Raw genomic sequence first — 19,746 nt, 5'->3', positions numbered from 1 at the left:
TTTATGCTGGTTTGCCGTTTTCCCATGCTTTTTGCAGCGCTGGCCAGTAGTCACGGTTGGCTTCAATCATCTCATCAAGAATCGCTTTCGCGTGCTGCATGGTCGGTACGGTGCGGTTGAGGGTAAATGCCTGTAGCGCTTTCTCGTAACTGCCTTCAATAGTGGCTTCTACCAGCAGTTGTTCCGACGCCAGTTGTTGCATCAACAAGGTCTGATGAAACAGCGGCACCGCGCCCATCCGCACTGGCTCCGGCCCTTCACTGGTGATATAAGCCGGGACTTCCACCATCGCATCGTAAGGCAGGTTAGCAATCGCCCCTTTGTTTTCCACAATCACCAGGTGACGCTGGCGCAGGTCAAAAGCCAGCGAACAAGCGACATCGACGATAAACGCGCCGTGTACGCCAACATGGAACGCATCCGGCAGAATGCCGGTGCGCTGATATTCCGCCGCGGCGGCAAACAGTTTTTTCTCGCGCCCGTCCATCACTTCATTGGCTCGGGTGTAATCAGCGTTTTGATGCGCAACGATGTCGTTTGGCATCAGGTAATACTGCAAATAGGGGTTCGGCAAAAATTCCGGGAAGTGATCCATAATCGGCTTGATGTTGCGCCAGGTTTTCACCCACGACGGATCCGAGTGTTGCGGATCGGTTTGCGCGGCATCTTCAGTTAACAGACCAAAACGGGCGACGTGCTCGCGCAGCTCCGGCAGCCGGTCTTCACCATCGACCCGCACTTTGGTAAACCAGCCAAAGTGATTCAGACCGAAGTAATCCACCTCCAGTTTGTGGCGATCAACGCCGAGGATCGCGCCCATATTGCGCATTGCCGCCACCGGCATATCACAAATATTCAGCACGCGCGCGTCGGGACGCAGACGGCGCACCCCTTCGGCGACAATCGCTGCCGGGTTCGAGTAGTTAACGATCCAGGCGCTTTTATCGGCGTAACGTTCCACCAGATCTATCAGTTCTACCATTGGCAAAATGGTACGCAGCCCGTAAGCCAGCCCGCCAGGCCCGCAGGTTTCCTGACCCACCACGCCGTGGCGCAGCGGGATCTTTTCATCCTGCTCGCGCATTTTGTACTGCCCGACGCGCATCTGCGCGAAGACAAAATGTGCGCCGCGAAACGCCGTTTCCGCATCACTGGTGACGGTAAATTTGATGCTCTGGCTGTGGTCACGGATCACTTTTTCCACCACCGGCGCGATGGTGTTTTGCCGGGTTTCATCGATATCGTAAAGGCGGATTTCCGCCAGCGGAAAATCTTCCAGTCTCACCATCAGGCTTTTGACAATGCCCGGGGTGTAGGTGCTGCCGCCACCGGCGATCGATAAAATAAACGGGGGTTTAATCATTTCTGGACTCCTTTAGAGAAACATCTCAACCGCTTCTCGCATTTTTTTGACATGCAGCCCGTAGACCACCTGAACGTTATTACCTTGTTTAATCACGCCTTTCGCGCCTGTCGCTTTTAGCTGCGGCTCATTAATTACCGCGGTGTCTTTCACCGTGACGCGCAGGCGGGTGTAGCAGTTATCCACCACTTCAATATTGGCCCGCCCGCCCAGCCCTTCGATAATCGCTTCGCCAACCGCGTCGTTATTGCCTTTTGCCTGGTAATCCTGCTTGCTGTAAAGGCGCGTCTCTTCGCTGTCATCCTCACGCCCTGGTGTTTTCATATCGAAGCGCAAAATCAGGAAGCGGAAGATAACGAAGTAGAGGCCGAACATGATGAGCCCGACGAGGATGTACATCGGCCAGTTGGATTTCACGGTGCCGAGTGGCAGGTTGTAGAGAATGAAATCGATAATGCCATTCGCGCCGATGGCGTGAACGCCAAACAGGGAAAACAGCATCATGCCAATGCCGGTCAGTACGGCGTGAACCACAAACAGCAGCGGCGCGACAAACAGGAACGAAAACTCAATTGGTTCGGTCACACCCACCAGCAACGAGGTGAGCGCAGCGGGGATCAAAATGGCTTTTGCTGCGGCTTTGCGTTCCGGTTTCGCGGTGACATACATCGCCAGCGCGGCGGCGGGCAGGCCGAACATTTTACTGATGCCGCGTGCATCCCACACTGCCGTGCTGCTTAATTGCGTAACGCTCGGGCAGGCCATTTCTGCGAAGTAGATATTGCGTGCGCCCTGGTAGGTGCTACCGCAAACATCTGCCGTACCACCTAACTCCGTGTACAGAAACGGTGTGTAAACCAGGTGATGCAGCCCGGTCGGCACCAGAATGCGCTCCAGAAAACCGTACACCGCCACACCAAATGGCCCGGCACCTTTGATCGCCAGCGCCAGCGTGCTGATGCCGTGCTGGGCAAAGGGCCATAACTCACTCATCACCACGCCGAGCACGATGGATACCGGCAGCATAATAATGGCGACAAAACAGTGGCCGGAGTAAATCGCCATCGCGCCGGAAAACTGTACGCCGGAATATTTATCGTACAGATAGCCCGACAGCGCGCCGGTGAGTATGCCGGCGAAAACGCCCATCTCCAGCACCTGCACGCCCAGCACCATGCTTTGCCCGGCGGCTTTCATCTGCGCGGCCGGAGCCAGCGCCCCCTGCATCTGCAGAGTGACATTCATGGCGTTGATGAAAACAATAAACGTCACCAGACCAATTAACGCGGCATAGCCTTTATCCCGCGAAGCCAGCCCGACCGGGATGCCGACAGCAAACACCAGTGCCAGGTTAGCCAGCACGGAGACGGCGGATTTGGCAATGAGCTGGCCGACGTTTTGAATAAACGGATGACCAAGAAAGGGTAAATATTCGGCCAGGTTGCCGTTGCCAAAGATATTTCCGAAAGCAATAAACAAACCGACGATGGGCAAAATGAGCACCGGACCAAAGAGGGACTTACCAAAATTTTGTAGGGCATTCACGGCTCTGGACATAATGTTCTCTCTTATTAGAACCGCGCACAAAGGTGCACAGACCGCTTAACGTTAGCAGCCAGTGGTAAGAAATATCCAGCTATCTTATTGTTTTAAAAACAAATGACTCATAAGGTAACATGTTACATTACGGGCTGTGATCGGCTTAACAGCGAGGGTGAAGAACGTTAAGTGCGCTTTGCGAGGCGCTTTCCAGAATTCATCGGCGCTTTTGTAATTGTCACGGTTGCGCATAATAATGTGTGAGCCTCTTTCAACAGGTTACTTAACCAGGGATAACGAATGAAACCGCTACGTCTTGCGGCGCTGACTCTTGCGCTCGTCACCACCTTTACGCTCGCGGGCTGCGATGATAACGATAAGCCTAAGGCCGCCACTGCTCCCGAATCGAAGGCTGCGCCTGCGCCAGAGCAAAAAACACCGGCGGCGATCCCGCAGGATAAAGCAAAGCTTGCTGAGCTTGCCGCACGCAGCGAAGGCAAACCGTTAACGCTGCTGGATGCCTCTGAAGTGCAGCTTGACGGCGCAGCAACGTTGGTGCTGACCTTCTCGGTGCCGTTGGATCCAGACCAGAACTTTGCTTCCGCCGTGCATCTGGTGGATAAAAAAAGTGGCAAAGTGGATGGTGCCTGGGAGCTGGCGCCTAACCTGAAAGAGTTGCGCCTGCGCCATCTCGAACCGAACCGCGAGCTGCTGGTATCGGTCGATAAAGGGTTGCTGGCGCTTAACAAGGCTACGTTCGGTAGCGATTACGAAAAAACAATCACCACCCGCGATGTGCAACCGAGCGTCGGTTTCGCCAGCCGTGGTTCGCTGCTGCCAGGCAAAGTAGTGGACGGGCTGCCGGTGATGGCGCTGAACGTGGACAACGTTGACGTCAATTTTTACCGCGTGAAACCGGAATCGCTGGCCGCGTTTATCAGCCAGTGGGAGTACCGCAGTTCGTTGTCGAACTGGGAATCGGAAACGCTACTGAAAATGGCCGACCTGGTTTATACCGGCCGTTTTGATCTCAACCCAACCCGCAACACGCGTGAAAAACTGCTGTTGCCACTGGGCGGTATTCAGCCGTTACAGCAAACCGGCGTTTACATCGCGGTGATGAACCAGGCCGGACATTACAACTACAGCAATGCCGCCACCCTGTTCACCCTCAGTAATATTGGCCTTTCTGCGCACCGTTACCACAACCGGCTGGATATCTTCACCCAGGGGCTGGAAAACGGCGCTGCGCTCTCCGGCATTGAAGTGATGTTGCTGAACGAGAAAGGGCAAACCCTGGCGCAGGCCACCAGCGATAGCGATGGTCATGCCACGCTCAGCACCGATAAAGAAGCGGCGTTGATCCTGGCGCGCAAAGCGGGTGAAACCACGCTGCTGGATCTGAAATTACCGGCGCTGGATCTCGCCGAGTTCGCCATCGCAGGCGATCCTGGCTACAGCAAACAGTTCTTTATGTTTGGCCCGCGCGATCTCTACCGCCCGGGTGAAACGGTGATCCTTAATGGCCTGCTGCGCGACAGCGACGGCAAGCCACTGGCGGAGCAGCCGGTAAAACTTGAGGTGGTAAAACCGGACGGGCAGGTGATCCGCACGGTGGTCAGCCAGCCGCAAAACGGGCTGTACCAGTTTACTTACCCGCTGGAAGCCAGCGCGCAAACCGGTATGTGGCATATCCGTGCGAACACCGGGGATAACCTTTCCCGTGAGTGGGGTTTCCACGTTGAAGATTTCATGCCAGAGCGCATGGCGCTGAACATTACGCCGCAGCCAGAGCCTGTTGAGCCCGCCGCAGATGTGGTGTTTAACATTGATGGTCACTATCTGTATGGCGCGCCGGCCAGTGGGAACAGTCTGCAAGGCCAGCTGTTCCTGCGCCCGCTGCGCGAAGCCGTTCCCGCACTGCCGGGCTTCCAGTTTGGCGATATTGCCGAAGAGAATCTAAGCCGTAGCCTGGACGAAGTGCATCTGACGCTGGATAAACAAGGGCAGGGCGAAATCACCACGCCGAGCCAGTGGCAGGATTCGCACTCACCATTGCAGGTGATTTTACAAGCCAGCCTGCTGGAGTCTGGCGGTCGCCCGGTGACACGCCGCGCAGAACAGGCTATCTGGCCCGCACAAACGCTACCGGGCATTCGTCCGCAATTTGCCTCCAAAGCCGTATATGACTATCGCACTGACACCACCGTGAACCAGCCGATAGTCGATGAGGGCAGCAATGCCGCTTTTGACATCGTTTATAGCGATGCCAGTGGCGCGAAAAAAGCGGTCAGCGATCTGCAGGTGCGCTTGATTCGTGAACGCCGCGACTACTTCTGGAACTGGTCGGAAAGCGAAGGCTGGCAATCACAATTCGACCAGAAAGATCTGGTCGAGGGCGAACAAAGCCTGACGCTCAAGGCAGATGAAACCGGAAAAGTCAGTTTCCCGGTGGACTGGGGATCCTATCGTCTGGAAGTGAAAGGGCCGGATGACACCATCAGTAGCGTGCGCTTCTGGGCCGGTTACAGCTGGCAGGACAACACCGATGGCGCCGGTGCGGCAAGGCCGGATCGGGTGACGATGAAACTGGATAAACCGGCCTACAAACCGGGCGATACCATCAAATTGCACGTCACCGCGCCTGCCGCTGGTAAGGGCTATGCAATGATCGAATCCAGTGAAGGTCCGCTGTGGTGGAAAGAGATCGATGTGCCGGCAGAGGGCGTTGATCTGAGTATTCCTGTCGATCAGAAGTGGCAGCGCCACGATCTCTATATCAGCACGCTGGTGGTGCGCCCTGGCGATAAATCGAAATCCGCCACGCCAAAACGCGCGGTAGGTTTACTGCATCTCCCAATGGGCGATGAGAACCGTCGCCTTGACGTGACGCTCAGTGCGCCGCAAAAAATGCGTCCTAATCAACCGCTGACGGTGAAAGTCAAAGCGGCGGTGAAAAACGGCGCCACGCCAAAACAAGTTAACGTGCTGCTTTCTGCTGTGGACAGCGGCGTGCTGAACATTACCGATTATGTGACGCCGGATCCGTGGCAGGACTTTTTCGGCCAGAAACGCTACGGTGCGGATATTTACGATATTTATGGTCAGGTGATTGAAGGGCAGGGACGTCTGGCGGCGCTGCGCTTTGGCGGCGATGGCGACGAGCTTAACCGTGGCGGCAAACCGCCGGTCAACCATGTCACCATTATTGCTCAGCAGGCACAGCCGGTAACGCTTGATGAAAATGGTGAAGGGACGGTGAGCTTGCCGATTGGCGATTTCAACGGCGAGCTGCGCGTAATGGCTCAAGCCTGGACGGCGGAAGACTTTGGTAGCACCGAAAGCAAAGTGATTGTGGCCGCGCCAGTGATTGCCGATCTCAATACCCCCCGTTTCCTTGGCAGCGGCGATACCTCGCGCCTGACGCTGGATCTGACTAACCTGACCGATCAACCGCAAACGCTCACTGTCGCGCTGACGGCGAGCGGCCTGCTGGGACTGGAAAGCGGTCAACCGGAGCCGGTTAAGCTCTCTGCCGGCGAGCGCACCACGCTGTTTATTCCGGTGCGTGCGCTGGAGGGATTTGGCGATGGCGAGATTAGTGCGCAAATCAGTGGCCTGACCCTACCGGGTGAAACGTTCGCACCGCAGCAAAAGCAGTGGAAAATCGGTGTGCGTCCCCCGTTCGCGGCACAGACTGTCAATAGCGGTGTGATGCTCAATCCGGGTGAGAGCTGGCATACGCCTGGGCAGCATCTTGCCAATATTTCACCGGTGACCTTGCAAGGTCGCTTACTGCTTAGCGGCAAGCCGCCGCTGAATCTGGCGCGCTACATTGAAGAGCTGCGTGCTTATCCGTACGGCTGTCTTGAACAGACCACCAGCGGGTTGTTCCCGTCGCTTTATACCAATGCCGCGCAGTTGAAAGCGCTGGGTATCAAAGGCGACAGCGATGAGCAGCGCCGCGCGGCGGTGGATTTGGGTATCTCCCGCCTGCTGCAGATGCAGCGCGAAGATGGCGGTTTCGCGTTGTGGGACAAGAGCGGGCCGGAAGAGTACTGGTTGACGGCCTACGTCACCGACTTCCTGGTAAGCGCGTCTGCGCAAGGGTACAGCGTGCCTATGGATGCGCTGAATAACGCCAATAACCGCTTACTGCGCTATTTGCAGGATCCGGCGGCTATGTCCATTCGCTATAGCGATGACGTTCCGGCAACCAAGTTCGCGGTACAAAGCTATGCCGGTCTGGTGCTGGCGCGCCAGCAGAAAGCACCGTTAGGCGCACTGCGTGAAATCTGGCAACGTCATGAACAGGCTAAAGCGGCTCTGCCGCTGATGCAGCTGGGTGTGGCGCTGAAACTGATGGGCGATGCGCAGCGCAGCGAACAAGCGTTAGCGTTGGGGCTGAAAACGTCTCGCCTGCAGTCCGGGCTCTGGCTGGCGGATTACGGCAGCGAACTGCGTGATAACGCATTGATCCTGGCGCTGCTGGAAGAGAACAACCTGCTGGCACAGGAGCAGCCGCGTCTGCTGGCGACGCTCGCTGAGCAGGCTTACGGTCAGCGCTGGTTGTCGACACAGGAGAGCAATGCGCTATTTATGGCCGGGCGTAACCTGCAAAACGCCACTGGCGCGTGGCAGGCACAAACTTCTCTGGATGCCGCGGGGCTCAGTGGCGATCGTCCGCAGAGCCGTAATCTCAGTGCCGATCAACTGGGGGCATTGCAGGTTACCAATAGCGGCAGCACACCGCTATGGTTGCGTCTCGACAGTACCGGTTATCCGGAGCAGGCACCCGCGCCGTCCGGGAAGGTATTAAAAATTGAGCGTACGTTCCTCGGAACCGATGGTCGCAGTAAATCACTTTCGTCACTGAAAAGCGGTGAACTGGTGCTGGTGCGTCTCGATGTGAACGCCAGCCAGAACGTACCGGATGCACTGGTGGTTGATTTACTGCCCGCCGGGCTGGAACTGGAAAACCAGAACCTCGCCGATAGCAGCGCCAGTCTGCAAGATAGCGGCAGTGAAGTGCAGGATCTGCTTAATCGCATGCAACAAGTGGATATCCAGCATATGGAGTTTCGTGATGACCGATTTGTTGCAGCGGTACCGGTAAACGCAGGAGAGTGGGTCACGCTGGTTTACCTGGCGCGCGCGGTCACGCCAGGCACTTATCAGGTTCCCGCTCCGCAGGTGGAGTCAATGTATGTTCCGCAGTGGCGGGCAACCGGTGCGACCAGTGGTCCGCTGATTATCGTACCGTAACGTGAGGATCGTACGTCTGATACGCACCCGCTGGCGCTGGCTGGTGGGTGTTCCGCTGCTGTTGGTGTTGGGCGTTATGGCTGCCGACAAAATCTGGCCGCTGCCGCTGAGCGAGGTCGATCCGGCGCGGGTGGTGGTGGCCGAAGACGGTACGCCGCTGTGGCGCTTTGCCGATGCCGATGGTATCTGGCGCTACCCGGTCACTATCGAAGAGGTATCGCCCCACTATCTGCAGGCGCTGATCCAGTATGAGGATCGCTGGTTCTGGGCGCATCCAGGGGTGAATCCTCTGTCGATTGCGCGCGCAGCCTGGCAGGATCTGCGTTCCGGTCATGTCGTTTCCGGCGGCAGCACGCTGACCATGCAGGTTGCTCGCCTGCTCGATCCGCATCCGCGCACCTTCGGCGGCAAGGTACGCCAGCTGTGGCGGGCGCTGCAACTGGAGTGGCACCTCTCAAAACGTGAAATACTCACCCTTTATCTGAACCGCGCGCCGTTTGGCGGCACGCTGCAGGGCGTGGGCGCAGCGAGTTGGGCTTATTTAGGTAAACCGCCTGCGAAACTCAGCTATTCCGAAGCGGCGCTGTTAGCGGTTTTGCCGCAGGCACCCAGCCGTTTACGCCCGGATCGCTGGCCGCAACGTGCGCAGGCCGCGCGCGACAAAGTGCTGGAGCGCATGGTGTCGCAAAAGGTGTGGTCGGCAACGCAGGTGGCGGAGTCCCGCGAGGAGCCGGTCTGGCTGGCGCCGCGTCAGATGCCGCAACTGGCACCGCTATTCGCCCGGCGAATGCTTGGTGAAAGCAAGGCACTGAAAATCACCACCACGCTGAATGCCAGCCTGCAACGTCAGCTTGAAGATCTGGCGTTAAATGTGAAAAGCCGCCTGCCGGCGCGCAGCTCGCTGGCGATAATCGTCGTTGACCACACGGATATGAAAGTGCGCGGTTGGGTTGGCTCCGTGGATATCAATGACGACAGCCGTTTCAGCCATGTGGATATGGTTAGCGCCGTTCGTTCGCCGGGCTCGGTGTTAAAACCTTTTATTTATGGCCTCGCGCTGGATGAAGGGCTGATTCATCCAGCCTCACTGTTACAGGATGTGCCGCGCCGGGTGGGCGATTATCGGCCCGGTAATTTTGACAGTGGTTTCCATGGCCCGGTAAGCATGAATGAAGCGCTGGTACGCTCCCTTAATTTACCGGCGGTGCAGGTGCTGGAAGCCTACGGGCCGAAAAAATTTGCCGGAAATCTGCGTAACGTTGGTTTGCCGCTGATTTTGCCGACCGGGGCGGAACCAAATCTGTCACTCATCCTTGGCGGGGCGGGTGCGCGGCTGGAAGATATCGCAGCCGCTTACACTGCGTTTGCCCGTGAGGGGAAAGCGGGAAGCCTGCGCCTGACCCCCAACGCCCCGCTGATGGAGCGGCGATTGATGTCGCCGGGCGCGGCGTGGATTATTCGCCGCATTCTCGCCGGAGAAGCACAACCGGTGCCCGACGAAGCGTTGCCGCAGGTGGTGCCGCTGGCGTGGAAAACCGGTACCAGTTATGGCTATCGCGACGCCTGGGCGATAGGAATTAATGCCCGCTACGTGATAGGCATCTGGACGGGTCGACCTGACGGCACGCCCGTTGCCGGGCAGTTCGGTTTTGCCAGTGCGGTGCCGTTACTTAACCAGGTCAATAATCTGTTGCAGCCGCGCTCAGCGCTTGAACAGGCGAGACTGCCGCGCGACCCGCGCCCGCAAACGGTCAGCAGTGGCGTGATCTGTTGGCCGGGCGGGCAAAGCCTGCCGCCTGGCGACAGCAATTGTCGCCGTCGACTTACCACCTGGCTGTTGGACGGTAGCCAGCCGCCAACGCTGCTATTGCCGGAGCAGGAAGGCGGGCACGGGATCAATTTCCCGCTCTGGCTGAATAAAGAGGGGCGCAGGGTTGCCGCAGATTGCCCGGAGGCGCAGCAGAAAACATGGATTGCCTGGCCGCTACCGCTGGAGCCATGGTTACCTGCCGGTGAACGCCGCGCAGCCCGTTTACCGGCGGCGGATAAACGCTGCCCGCCTCGTGACGATAACGCACCGCCGCCACTGTTATTAAGCGGCGTGCGTGAGGGTGCGGTTATCAGACGCATACCCGGCCAGGCGTTTGCCTTGCTGCCGCTACAAAGCAGCGGCGGCGAAGGCAGTCGCTGGTGGTTTTTGAATGGCGAACCGTTATCCTCGCATAACAACTTATTGAGCCTGAAACTTGATAAAAGCGGGGAGTATCAGTTATTGGTTATGGATGACGCAGGGCAGATAGCGACAGTACAGTTTGCGGTGCAATAACCAATGAAATGGCGCTGTTGGCGGGGTGTGTTGCTAAAAATAGTCTCATTTTAAAAAAATGTTACCTTCATCCATAGGCAACGCCCGTATTGCTCTTTATAATCCGCGCCACACCTATTCAGGGCAACAGAACAACTTACAGAGGTAAACATGGCTATTGAACGTACTTTTTCCATCATTAAACCGAACGCGGTGGCAAAAAACGTTATTGGCAGCATCTTCTCTCGCTTTGAAGCGGCAGGGTTCAAAATTGTCGGCACCAAAATGCTGCACCTGACCGTTGAGCAGGCGCGCGGTTTCTATGCCGAGCACGAAGGTCGCCCGTTCTTTGACGGTCTGGTTGAGTTCATGACTTCCGGCCCGATCGTGGTTTCCGTACTGGAAGGTGAAAACGCGGTGCAGCGTCACCGTGACCTGCTGGGCGCAACCAACCCGGCTAACGCGCTGGCAGGCACGCTGCGTGCTGATTACGCAGACAGCTTCACCGAGAACGGCACCCACGGTTCTGACTCCGTTGAATCCGCTGCGCGTGAAATCGCCTACTTCTTCGCCGAAGGCGAAGTGTGCCCGCGCACTCGTTAATCACTCGTTAAACGTGTAACGAGGTTTACACTTTAATTTGTGAAAAGCCGCGTGCAAACGTGGTATCTGTGCGTCAGAATTTGTACAATGCTGCGCCCCAGGATGAGCCGATGCTTTCCTGGGGCGCTTCTTTTTAACCCTCCACGGGCCACAACGTGTAATAACGAGGCCGGAATACATTATGACTGAACAAATTGTCATGCCTGAGAACGACGCTCTCACGGTGCCAAACAAAGATGCAAAAATTAACCTGCTGGATTTAAACCGTCAGCAGATGCGTGAATTTTTCAAAAACTTAGGCGAAAAACCCTTCCGCGCCGATCAGGTGATGAAGTGGATGTACCACTATTGCAGCGACGACTTTGATGAGATGACCGACATCAACAAAGTGCTGCGCAACAAATTAAAAGAAGTCGCCGAAATTCGTGCGCCGGAAGTGGTGGAAGAACAACGTTCCTCCGACGGCACCATCAAGTGGGCGATTGCCGTGGGCGATCAGCGCGTTGAAACCGTCTACATCCCGGAAGAGGATCGCGCGACGTTGTGCGTCTCTTCCCAGGTAGGTTGCGCGCTGGAGTGCAAATTCTGCTCCACGGCTCAGCAGGGCTTTAACCGTAACCTGCGCGTTTCGGAAATTATTGGCCAGGTGTGGCGCGCGGCGAAAATTATCGGCGCGGCGAAAGTCACCGGCAGCCGCCCCATTACCAACGTGGTGATGATGGGCATGGGCGAGCCGCTGCTCAACCTGACCAACGTCGTTCCGGCGATGGAGATTATGCTGGATGATTTCGGCTTTGGTCTCTCCAAACGTCGCGTAACGCTCTCCACCTCCGGCGTGGTTCCGGCGCTGGATAAACTGGGCGATATGATTGACGTTGCGCTGGCTATCTCTCTGCATGCGCCAAATGACGAAATTCGCGATGAAATTGTACCGATCAACAAAAAGTACAACATCGAAACTTTCCTCGCCGCCGTTCGCCGTTATCTGGAAAAATCCAACGCTAACCAGGGCCGCGTGACCATCGAATATGTGATGTTGGATCACGTCAACGATGGCACTGAACATGCGCACCAGTTGGCGGAGTTGCTGAAAGATACACCGTGCAAGATTAACCTGATCCCATGGAACCCGTTCCCGGGCGCGCCGTATGGCCGCAGCTCTAACAGCCGTATCGATCGCTTCTGTAAAGTGCTGATGAGTTATGGTTTCACCACTATCGTGCGTAAAACGCGTGGCGATGATATCGATGCCGCGTGTGGACAGCTGGCGGGCGATGTGATTGACCGTACCAAACGTACGATGCGTAAGCGTATGCAGGGCGAGCCTATTGAGATCAAGGCACTATAATCATAAGTTGCAGCGCGAAGAATATGCTGCATTTTGTGAAAATGTCGACTATTTGGCCTGTACATATACAGGCCATTAATAATTACGGTGCGTTTCTCCTGACTTTAAGGCAGTATGTAGTGATGGAACAATGGTTTAGCAAAAAGTGCTGAAAGCTGTTCTGTTATGACGAGCCTGACAGTCCTATACTGTGGGCCAGGTTTAACCGACCCGGTTTTTTCGCGGCGCGTGTAGGCATTGCGGTTATGCGCGCCTGAATGTTTAATTTTCACGTACCAGTAGTTGTAGCGAATGAATACTGAAGCCACTCACGACCAAAATGAAGCACAAACCACTGGCGTACGTCTGCGCAACGCCCGTGAACAACTTGGACTCAGCCAGCAAGCGGTTGCAGAGCGCTTGTGCCTGAAGGTCTCCACGGTACGCGATATCGAAGAGGACAGGTCCCCCGCCGATCTGGCTTCGACTTTTGTACGCGGTTACATCCGCTCCTATGCCCGCCTTGTGCACATCCCTGAAGAAGAGCTGCTGCCGATTCTTGAAAAACAAGCGCCGGTCAGAGCGGCGAAAGTTGCGCCAATGCAGACTTTTGCTTTAGGCAAACCGCGTAAAAAACGCGGTGGCTGGATGATGAGTTTTATCACCTGGCTGGTGTTTCTGGTCGCAATCGGCCTGACAGGCGCATGGTGGTGGGATAACCACAAAGCGCAGCAGCAAGAGATCACCAACATGGCCGATCAATCTTCTGCGGAATTGAATGCGGGCAACAGTAACGCGCAAAGCGTACCGCTGAATAACGACACGGCTGCAGCAGACCCGGTTGATAATTCCGGCACGCCTGTTGAAGCGCCAGCCCCGTCGGCGACGGCACAAACGCCAGCCGCCAGCGCGCCGCAAACCCCTGCTGCTACCGCAAACCAGAATACCGTTGTTGCACCGTCGCAGGCGAATGTCGACGCCATGCAGCAGCCTGCCGCTCCAGCGAATACTGCACAGCTCCCGACCAGCCAGGCCGGTGTCGCAGGTGCGCAAGCAGATACTAACGCACTGGTGATGAACTTTACTGCCGATTGCTGGCTGGAAGTGAGCGATGCCACCGGGAAGAAATTATTCAGTGGCTTGCAACGTAAAGACGCCACGCTCAATTTAACCGGCCAGGCGCCATATAAGCTGAAAATTGGCGCGCCGTCAGCCGTTCAGATTCAGTATCAGGGTAAACCTGTCGATCTGAGCCGTTTTATCAGAACTAACCAGGTTGCGCGTCTGACCCTCAATGCCGAACAATCAGCAGCACAGTAACAGACGGGCAACGCGGGAGATTTTTCATGCATAACCAGGCCCCGATTCAGCGTCGGAAATCGAAACGGATTTACGTTGGTAATGTGCCCATTGGCGATGGCGCGCCCATCGCCGTACAGTCCATGACAAACACCCGTACCACGGATGTTGAAGCTACGGTCAATCAAATCAAAGCGCTTGAGCGCGTCGGCGCGGATATCGTCCGCGTCTCCGTCCCGACCATGGACGCGGCGGAAGCATTCAAGTTGATCAAACAGCAAGTGAGTGTCCCGCTGGTTGCGGACATCCATTTTGACTATCGCATTGCGCTGAAAGTCGCCGAATATGGCGTTGACTGCCTGCGCATTAACCCCGGTAATATCGGCAACGAAGAGCGAATTCGCACCGTTGTTGATTGCGCGCGCGATAAAAATATCCCGATTCGCATTGGTGTTAACGCCGGTTCGCTGGAAAAAGATCTGCAGGAAAAGTATGGCGAGCCAACGCCGCAAGCGCTGCTCGAATCCGCCATGCGTCATGTCGATCATCTCGATCGCCTGAATTTCGATCAGTTCAAAGTCAGCGTGAAAGCGTCGGACGTATTCCTCGCTGTTGAATCCTATCGCCTGCTGGCAAAACAGATTGATCAGCCGTTGCATCTTGGCATCACCGAAGCCGGTGGCGCACGTGCAGGTGCGGTCAAATCTGCAATCGGTCTGGGCTTACTGCTTTCAGAAGGCATTGGTGACACACTGCGTATTTCGCTGGCTGCCGATCCGGTGGAAGAGATCAAAGTCGGTTTTGATATCCTGAAATCGCTGCGCATTCGCTCGCGCGGCATTAACTTTATCGCCTGTCCGACCTGTTCCCGCCAGGAATTTGACGTTATCGGTACGGTCAACGCCCTTGAACAGCGGCTGGAAGATATCATCACGCCGATGGATGTCTCCATTATCGGTTGCGTGGTAAATGGCCCAGGCGAAGCGTTGGTTTCCACGCTGGGTGTGACCGGCGGCAACAAGAAAAGCGGCCTGTACGAAGATGGCGTGCGCAAAGACCGCCTGGATAACAGCGATATGATTAGCCAGCTTGAAGCCCGCATTCGCGCGAAAGCGTCGATGCTGGATGAAGCGCGTCGTATCGATGTGCAACAGGTAGAAAAATAAGGTTGCTGGGAAGCGGCAGGCTTCCCGTGTATGATGAACCCGCCCGGCGCGACCCGCAGTTCGTCGCGGCCCTGAGGGTTCATTTTTTGTATTAATAAAGAGAATAAACGTGGCAAAAAATATTCAAGCCATTCGCGGCATGAACGATTATCTGCCTGGCGAAACCGCCATCTGGCAGCGCATTGAAGGCACTTTAAAAAACGTGCTCGGCAGCTACGGTTACAGTGAAATCCGTTTGCCGATTGTAGAGCAGACCCCGCTGTTCAAACGCGCGATCGGTGAAGTGACCGACGTGGTTGAAAAAGAGATGTATACCTTTGACGATCGCAACGGCGACAGCCTGACATTGCGTCCCGAAGGTACCGCGGGCTGCGTACGCGCCGGCATCGAGCATGGTCTGCTGTACAATCAGGAGCAGCGCTTGTGGTACGTTGGGCCGATGTTCCGCTACGAGCGTCCGCAGAAAGGACGCTACCGTCAGTTCCATCAGCTGGGTGTGGAAGTGTTTGGTCTGCAAGGGCCGGATATCGATGCCGAGCTGATTATGCTGACCGCACGCTGGTGGCGCGAGCTGGGCATTGCTTCGCACGTTGCGCTCGAACTCAACTCTATTGGCTCTCTTGAAGCGCGCGCGACCTATCGCGATGCGCTGGTGGCTTTCCTTGAGCAGCATAAAGATAAGCTGGACGAAGACTGCCTGCGTCGTATGTATACCAACCCGCTGCGCGTACTGGATACCAAAAACCAGGACATTCAGGCGTTGTTGAACGATGCACCGAAACTGGGTGATTACCTTGATGACGAGTCCCGCGAACACTTCGCAGGTCTTTGCGCATTCCTTGATGCGGCAGGTATCGCTTATACGGTGAACCAGCGTCTGGTGCGCGGTCTGGACTACTACAACCGCACTGTTTTCGAGTGGGTAACCACCAGTCTTGGCGCGCAGGGCACCGTTTGCGCAGGCGGTCGTTATGACGGCCTGGTTGAGCAGCTTGGCGGTCGTGCGACCCCGGCGGTTGGCTTCGCAATGGGTCTTGAACGACTTGTTTTGTTAGTTCAGGCAGTTAATCCGGAATTTAAAGCAGAATCCGTTGTCGATATATACCTGGTGGCGTCTGGCGCCAATACGCAATCCGCTGCTATGCAGTTGGGTGAACAGGTGCGCGATGCGTTACCTGGCGTACGGCTGATGATGAACCACGGCGGCGGCAATTTTAAAAAGCAATTTGCCCGCGCGGACAAGTGGGGCGCTCGCGTCGCACTGGTGCTCGGTGAAACTGAAATTGCCGACGGTAATGTTGTGGTGAAGGATTTACGCTCTGGTGAGCAGAGTACGGTAACGCAGGAGAGCGTTGCGGCGCATTTGCGCACACTACTGGGCTAATCTCCCCGGTGAATTATCGTTAAGGAGAAGGACTGCGTGGAAATTTACGAAAACGAAAACGACCAGGTAGACGCGATTAAGCGCTTCTTTGCCGAGAATGGTAAAGCGCTGGCCGTTGGCGTCGTTTTGGGTATTGGTGCGCTGGTTGGCTGGCGCTACTGGAACGGCCATCAGGCGGACACGGCGAGAGCCTCTTCACAGGCTTATGAAAACGCGGTTGCCGCGCTTTCGGCGGACAAACCAGAGTCGTTCACCGCGGCGGAAAAATTCGCGGCTGACAACAAAAACACCTACGGCGCGCTGGCGTCGCTGGAGCTGGCGCAGCAATACGTTGAAAAGAACGAGCTGGATAAAGCCGCCGCTCAGCTGCAGCAAGGGCTGGCTGCGACGAATGATGAAAATCTCAAGTCGATAATCAATGTGCGCCTGGCGCGCATTCAGGTACAGCAAAAGCAACAAGACGCTGCGCTGAAAACGCTGGATGCTGTCAAAGCGGAAAGCTGGTCAGCGATTGTTGCCGATCTGCGTGGCGAAGCACTGCTGAGCAAAGGCGATAAACAAGGTGCGCGCACCGCATGGGAAAACGGCATTAAAAACAATGCTTCTCCTGCGCTGAGTGAAATGATGCAGATGAAAATCAATAATTTGTCCATCTAAGAGGGACCCGATGCAATTGCGTAAATTACTTCTGCCAGGGCTGCTTTCCGTCACGCTTTTGAGCGGCTGTTCCCTGTTTAACAGCGAAGAAGATGTTGTCAAAATGTCCCCGTTGCCGGTGGTTGAAAACCAGTTCACCCCGACCACGTCGTGGAGCACCTCCGTGGGCAACGGTATTGGTGACTTCTACTCTAACCTGCATCCGGCTTTTGCTGATGGCGTGGTTTACGCCGCCGATCGTCACGGTGTGGTGAAAGCGGTGAGCATTGAAGATGGGCATGAAATTTGGTCGGTTAACCTGGCTGAAAAAGATGGCTGGTTCTCTACTCGCGCTGCACTGCTTTCTGGCGGTGTGACCGTTTCCGGTGGCCATGTTTATGTGGGCAGCGAAAAAGCGCAGGTTTACGCACTGAACACCAGCGATGGTTCGCAGGCGTGGAAAACGAAAGTCGCTGGCGAAGCGCTTTCTCGCCCGGTAGTGAGCGACGGTTTAGTGCTGATCCACACCAGCAACGGTCAGTTGCAGGCGCTGAACGAAAGCGATGGCGCAACCAAATGGACCGTCAACCTCGATATGCCTGCGCTTTCTCTGCGCGGTGAATCCGCTCCGACTACCGCCTTTGGCGCTGCCATTGTCGGCGGTGATAACGGTCGCGTAAGTGCGGTATTGATGCAGCAGGGCCAGATGATTTGGCAGCAGCGCATCTCCCAGGCTAATGGCCCGACAGAGATCGATCGTCTGAGCGATGTCGATACCACGCCGGTTGTTGTTGGCAACGTAGTTTACGCGCTGGCCTATAACGGCAACATGACCGCGCTGGATCTGCGTAGCGGCCAGATTATGTGGAAACGCGAGCTGGGCTCAGTGAGCGATTTCGTGGTTGATGGTAACCGCATCTATATGATTGACCAGAGCGATCGTATTCTGGCGCTGACTACCGACGGTGGCGTAACCCTGTGGACGCAAAGTGACCTGCTGCACCGTAACCTTACCGCTCCGGCGTTGTATAATGGTTACATTGTGACAGGCGATAGCGAAGGCTACGTGCACTGGATTAACGTCGAAGACGGGCGTTTTGTCGCGCAACAGAAAGTCGACAGCTCCGGTTTCCTGACCGAGCCGGTGGTTGCCGGTGGCAAACTGCTGATCCAGGCGAAAGACGGCACAGTGTACGCCCTTTCGCGCTAAGCGCGTCGGGTTTGTCGTTCCTGAAGACGGCTCCTGTTGCAGGAGCCGTTTTCCTGTTTTTAAAACGGCGCGCAATCCGCGACGTTTTGCTAATGAATTTTCTGTAATGAGGCTTTAAACATGGTACCTGTGGTCGCGCTTGTCGGGCGCCCTAACGTTGGAAAATCCACGCTATTTAACCGTTTAACACGCACCCGTGATGCGCTGGTGGCGGATTTCCCGGGTCTGACTCGTGACCGTAAGTACGGTCGTGCTGAAGTTGAAGGCCGCGAATTTATCTGTATCGATACCGGCGGTATCGATGGCACCGAAGACGGCGTGGAAACGCGCATGGCGGAACAGTCGCTGCTGGCGATTGAAGAAGCTGATGTCGTGCTGTTTATGGTCGATGCGCGCGCGGGGCTGATGCCTGCCGATTCGGCCATTGCCAAACATCTGCGTTCACGCGAAAAACCGACCTTCCTGGTGGCGAACAAAACCGACGGTCTGGATCCGGATCAGGCAACGGCCGATTTTTACTCCCTCGGTCTGGGTGAAATTCATGCTATCGCCGCCTCCCACGGGCGCGGTGTGACCAGCTTGCTTGAACATGTGCTGATGCCGTGGATGGACGAGCTCAACCCGCCGGAAGAGGTGGATGAAGACGCCGAATACTGGGCGCAGTTCGAAGCTAACGAAAACGGCGAGAAAGAAGAGCCGGAAGACGATTTCAACCCGCAGGATCTGCCGATCAAACTGGCTATTGTCGGGCGTCCGAACGTCGGTAAGTCCACACTGACTAACCGAATTCTCGGTGAAGAGCGTGTGGTGGTGTATGACATGCCGGGCACCACGCGCGACAGCATCTACATTCCAATGCAGCGCGATGAGCGTGAGTACGTACTTATCGACACCGCTGGTGTGCGTAAACGCGGCAAAATCACCGATGTGGTAGAAAAGTTCTCGGTTATCAAAACGCTGCAGGCTATTGAAGACGCAAACGTCGTGCTGCTGGTTATTGATGCCCGTGAAGGTATCTCCGATCAGGATTTATCGCTGCTCGGCTTTATTCTTAACAGCGGTCGCTCGCTGGTTATCGTCGTCAATAAATGGGACGGTCTGAGCCAGGAAGTGAAAGAGCAGGTGAAAGAGACGCTGGATTACCGCCTGGGCTTTATTGATTTCGCCCGCGTTCACTTTATTTCTGCGCTGCACGGCAGCGGCGTTGGCAACCTGTTTGAATCCGTTCGCGAAGCTTATGACAGCTCCACCCGCCGTGTCAGTACCGCATTGCTGACCCGCATCATGAACATGGCGGCGGAAGATCATCAGCCGCCGCTGGTGCGTGGTCGTCGCGTGAAGCTGAAATATGCCCACGCCGGTGGTTATAACCCGCCGATTGTGGTGATCCACGGCAATCAGGTAAAAGATTTGCCGGATTCTTACAAACGCTATTTGATGAACTATTTCCGCAAATCGCTGGATGTGATGGGTACGCCAATCCGTATTCAGTTCAAAGAAGGGGAAAACCCGTTTGCTGAAAAACGTAACACCCTGACCCCGAACCAGATGCGTAAACGTAAGCGCCTGATTAAGCACATCAAAAAAAGTAAGTAATCACTTGCTTCAAACCCGCCGCCTGGCGGGTTTTTTGTTTGCCAGAATTGGCT

The 19,746-nt window shown here is 55.9% G+C and carries 12 protein-coding genes; 10 read left to right on the top strand and 2 right to left on the bottom strand.

Translation table 11 applies throughout. The features are described 5' to 3' along the window. Window position 1: 1 nt before the first annotated feature. A complete protein-coding gene (locus tag RT644_RS17560; RefSeq protein WP_020454719.1) occupies window positions 2-1,363 on the bottom strand; it encodes a 6-phospho-alpha-glucosidase in 1,362 nt (453 codons plus the stop codon). A 12-nt stretch (window positions 1,364-1,375) separates the two neighbouring features. After that, complete coding sequence (locus RT644_RS17555; RefSeq protein WP_313627384.1) at window positions 1,376-2,920, bottom strand: PTS transporter subunit EIIC; 1,545 nt, start codon at window positions 2,918-2,920, stop codon at window positions 1,376-1,378. A 282-nt stretch (window positions 2,921-3,202) separates the two neighbouring features. Here RT644_RS17555 and RT644_RS17550 point away from each other — a divergent pair, with 282 nt between their 5' ends. From RT644_RS17550 to der, 10 genes are all read left to right on the top strand, one after another. After that, window positions 3,203-8,167 carry an alpha-2-macroglobulin gene (locus tag RT644_RS17550; protein WP_313627383.1) on the top strand — a complete coding sequence of 1,655 codons (4,965 nt, stop codon included), beginning with the start codon at window positions 3,203-3,205 and terminating at the stop codon, window positions 8,165-8,167. Window position 8,168: 1 nt separating this feature from the next. Continuing rightward, complete coding sequence (gene pbpC, locus RT644_RS17545; protein ID WP_313627382.1) at window positions 8,169-10,493, top strand: peptidoglycan glycosyltransferase PbpC; 2,325 nt, start codon at window positions 8,169-8,171, stop codon at window positions 10,491-10,493. A gap of 150 nt (window positions 10,494-10,643) precedes the next feature. Continuing rightward, window positions 10,644-11,075, top strand: a complete 432-nt coding sequence (gene ndk / locus RT644_RS17540; protein ID WP_017458995.1) for a nucleoside-diphosphate kinase — start codon at window positions 10,644-10,646, stop codon at window positions 11,073-11,075. Between the two features lie 181 nt (window positions 11,076-11,256). Continuing rightward, entirely contained in the window at window positions 11,257-12,423 is a 1,167-nt protein-coding gene (locus tag RT644_RS17535; RefSeq protein WP_045510414.1) for a bifunctional tRNA (adenosine(37)-C2)-methyltransferase TrmG/ribosomal RNA large subunit methyltransferase RlmN, read from the top strand. A 291-nt stretch (window positions 12,424-12,714) separates the two neighbouring features. Further along, window positions 12,715-13,722 (top strand): cytoskeleton protein RodZ, encoded by a 1,008-nt coding sequence (gene rodZ / locus RT644_RS17530; protein WP_313627381.1) that lies wholly within the window; start codon window positions 12,715-12,717, stop codon window positions 13,720-13,722. Window positions 13,723-13,748: 26 nt separating this feature from the next. Continuing rightward, on the top strand, window positions 13,749-14,867 hold the full coding sequence (gene ispG / locus RT644_RS17525; RefSeq protein ID WP_017458992.1) for a flavodoxin-dependent (E)-4-hydroxy-3-methylbut-2-enyl-diphosphate synthase: 1,119 nt from the start codon (window positions 13,749-13,751) through the stop codon (window positions 14,865-14,867). Between the two features lie 109 nt (window positions 14,868-14,976). After that, window positions 14,977-16,251 (top strand): histidine--tRNA ligase, encoded by a 1,275-nt coding sequence (gene hisS, locus RT644_RS17520; protein WP_020454712.1) that lies wholly within the window; start codon window positions 14,977-14,979, stop codon window positions 16,249-16,251. 36 nt (window positions 16,252-16,287) lie between these two features. Further along, a complete protein-coding gene (locus RT644_RS17515) occupies window positions 16,288-16,908 on the top strand; it encodes a YfgM family protein (RefSeq protein WP_017458990.1) in 621 nt (206 codons plus the stop codon). A 10-nt stretch (window positions 16,909-16,918) separates the two neighbouring features. Then, on the top strand, window positions 16,919-18,097 hold the full coding sequence (gene bamB, locus RT644_RS17510) for an outer membrane protein assembly factor BamB (RefSeq protein WP_020454711.1): 1,179 nt from the start codon (window positions 16,919-16,921) through the stop codon (window positions 18,095-18,097). Window positions 18,098-18,217: 120 nt separating this feature from the next. Further along, a complete protein-coding gene (gene der / locus RT644_RS17505; RefSeq protein WP_020454710.1) occupies window positions 18,218-19,693 on the top strand; it encodes a ribosome biogenesis GTPase Der in 1,476 nt (491 codons plus the stop codon). The last annotated feature ends 53 nt before the right edge of the window (window positions 19,694-19,746 follow it).

The organism is Kosakonia sp. (assembly GCF_032104925.1).
In the GTDB taxonomy this organism is placed as follows: domain Bacteria; phylum Pseudomonadota; class Gammaproteobacteria; order Enterobacterales; family Enterobacteriaceae; genus Kosakonia.
The sequence above is the reverse complement of the archived record's forward strand: the minus strand, read 5'-3'. Positions and strand labels throughout refer to the sequence as shown.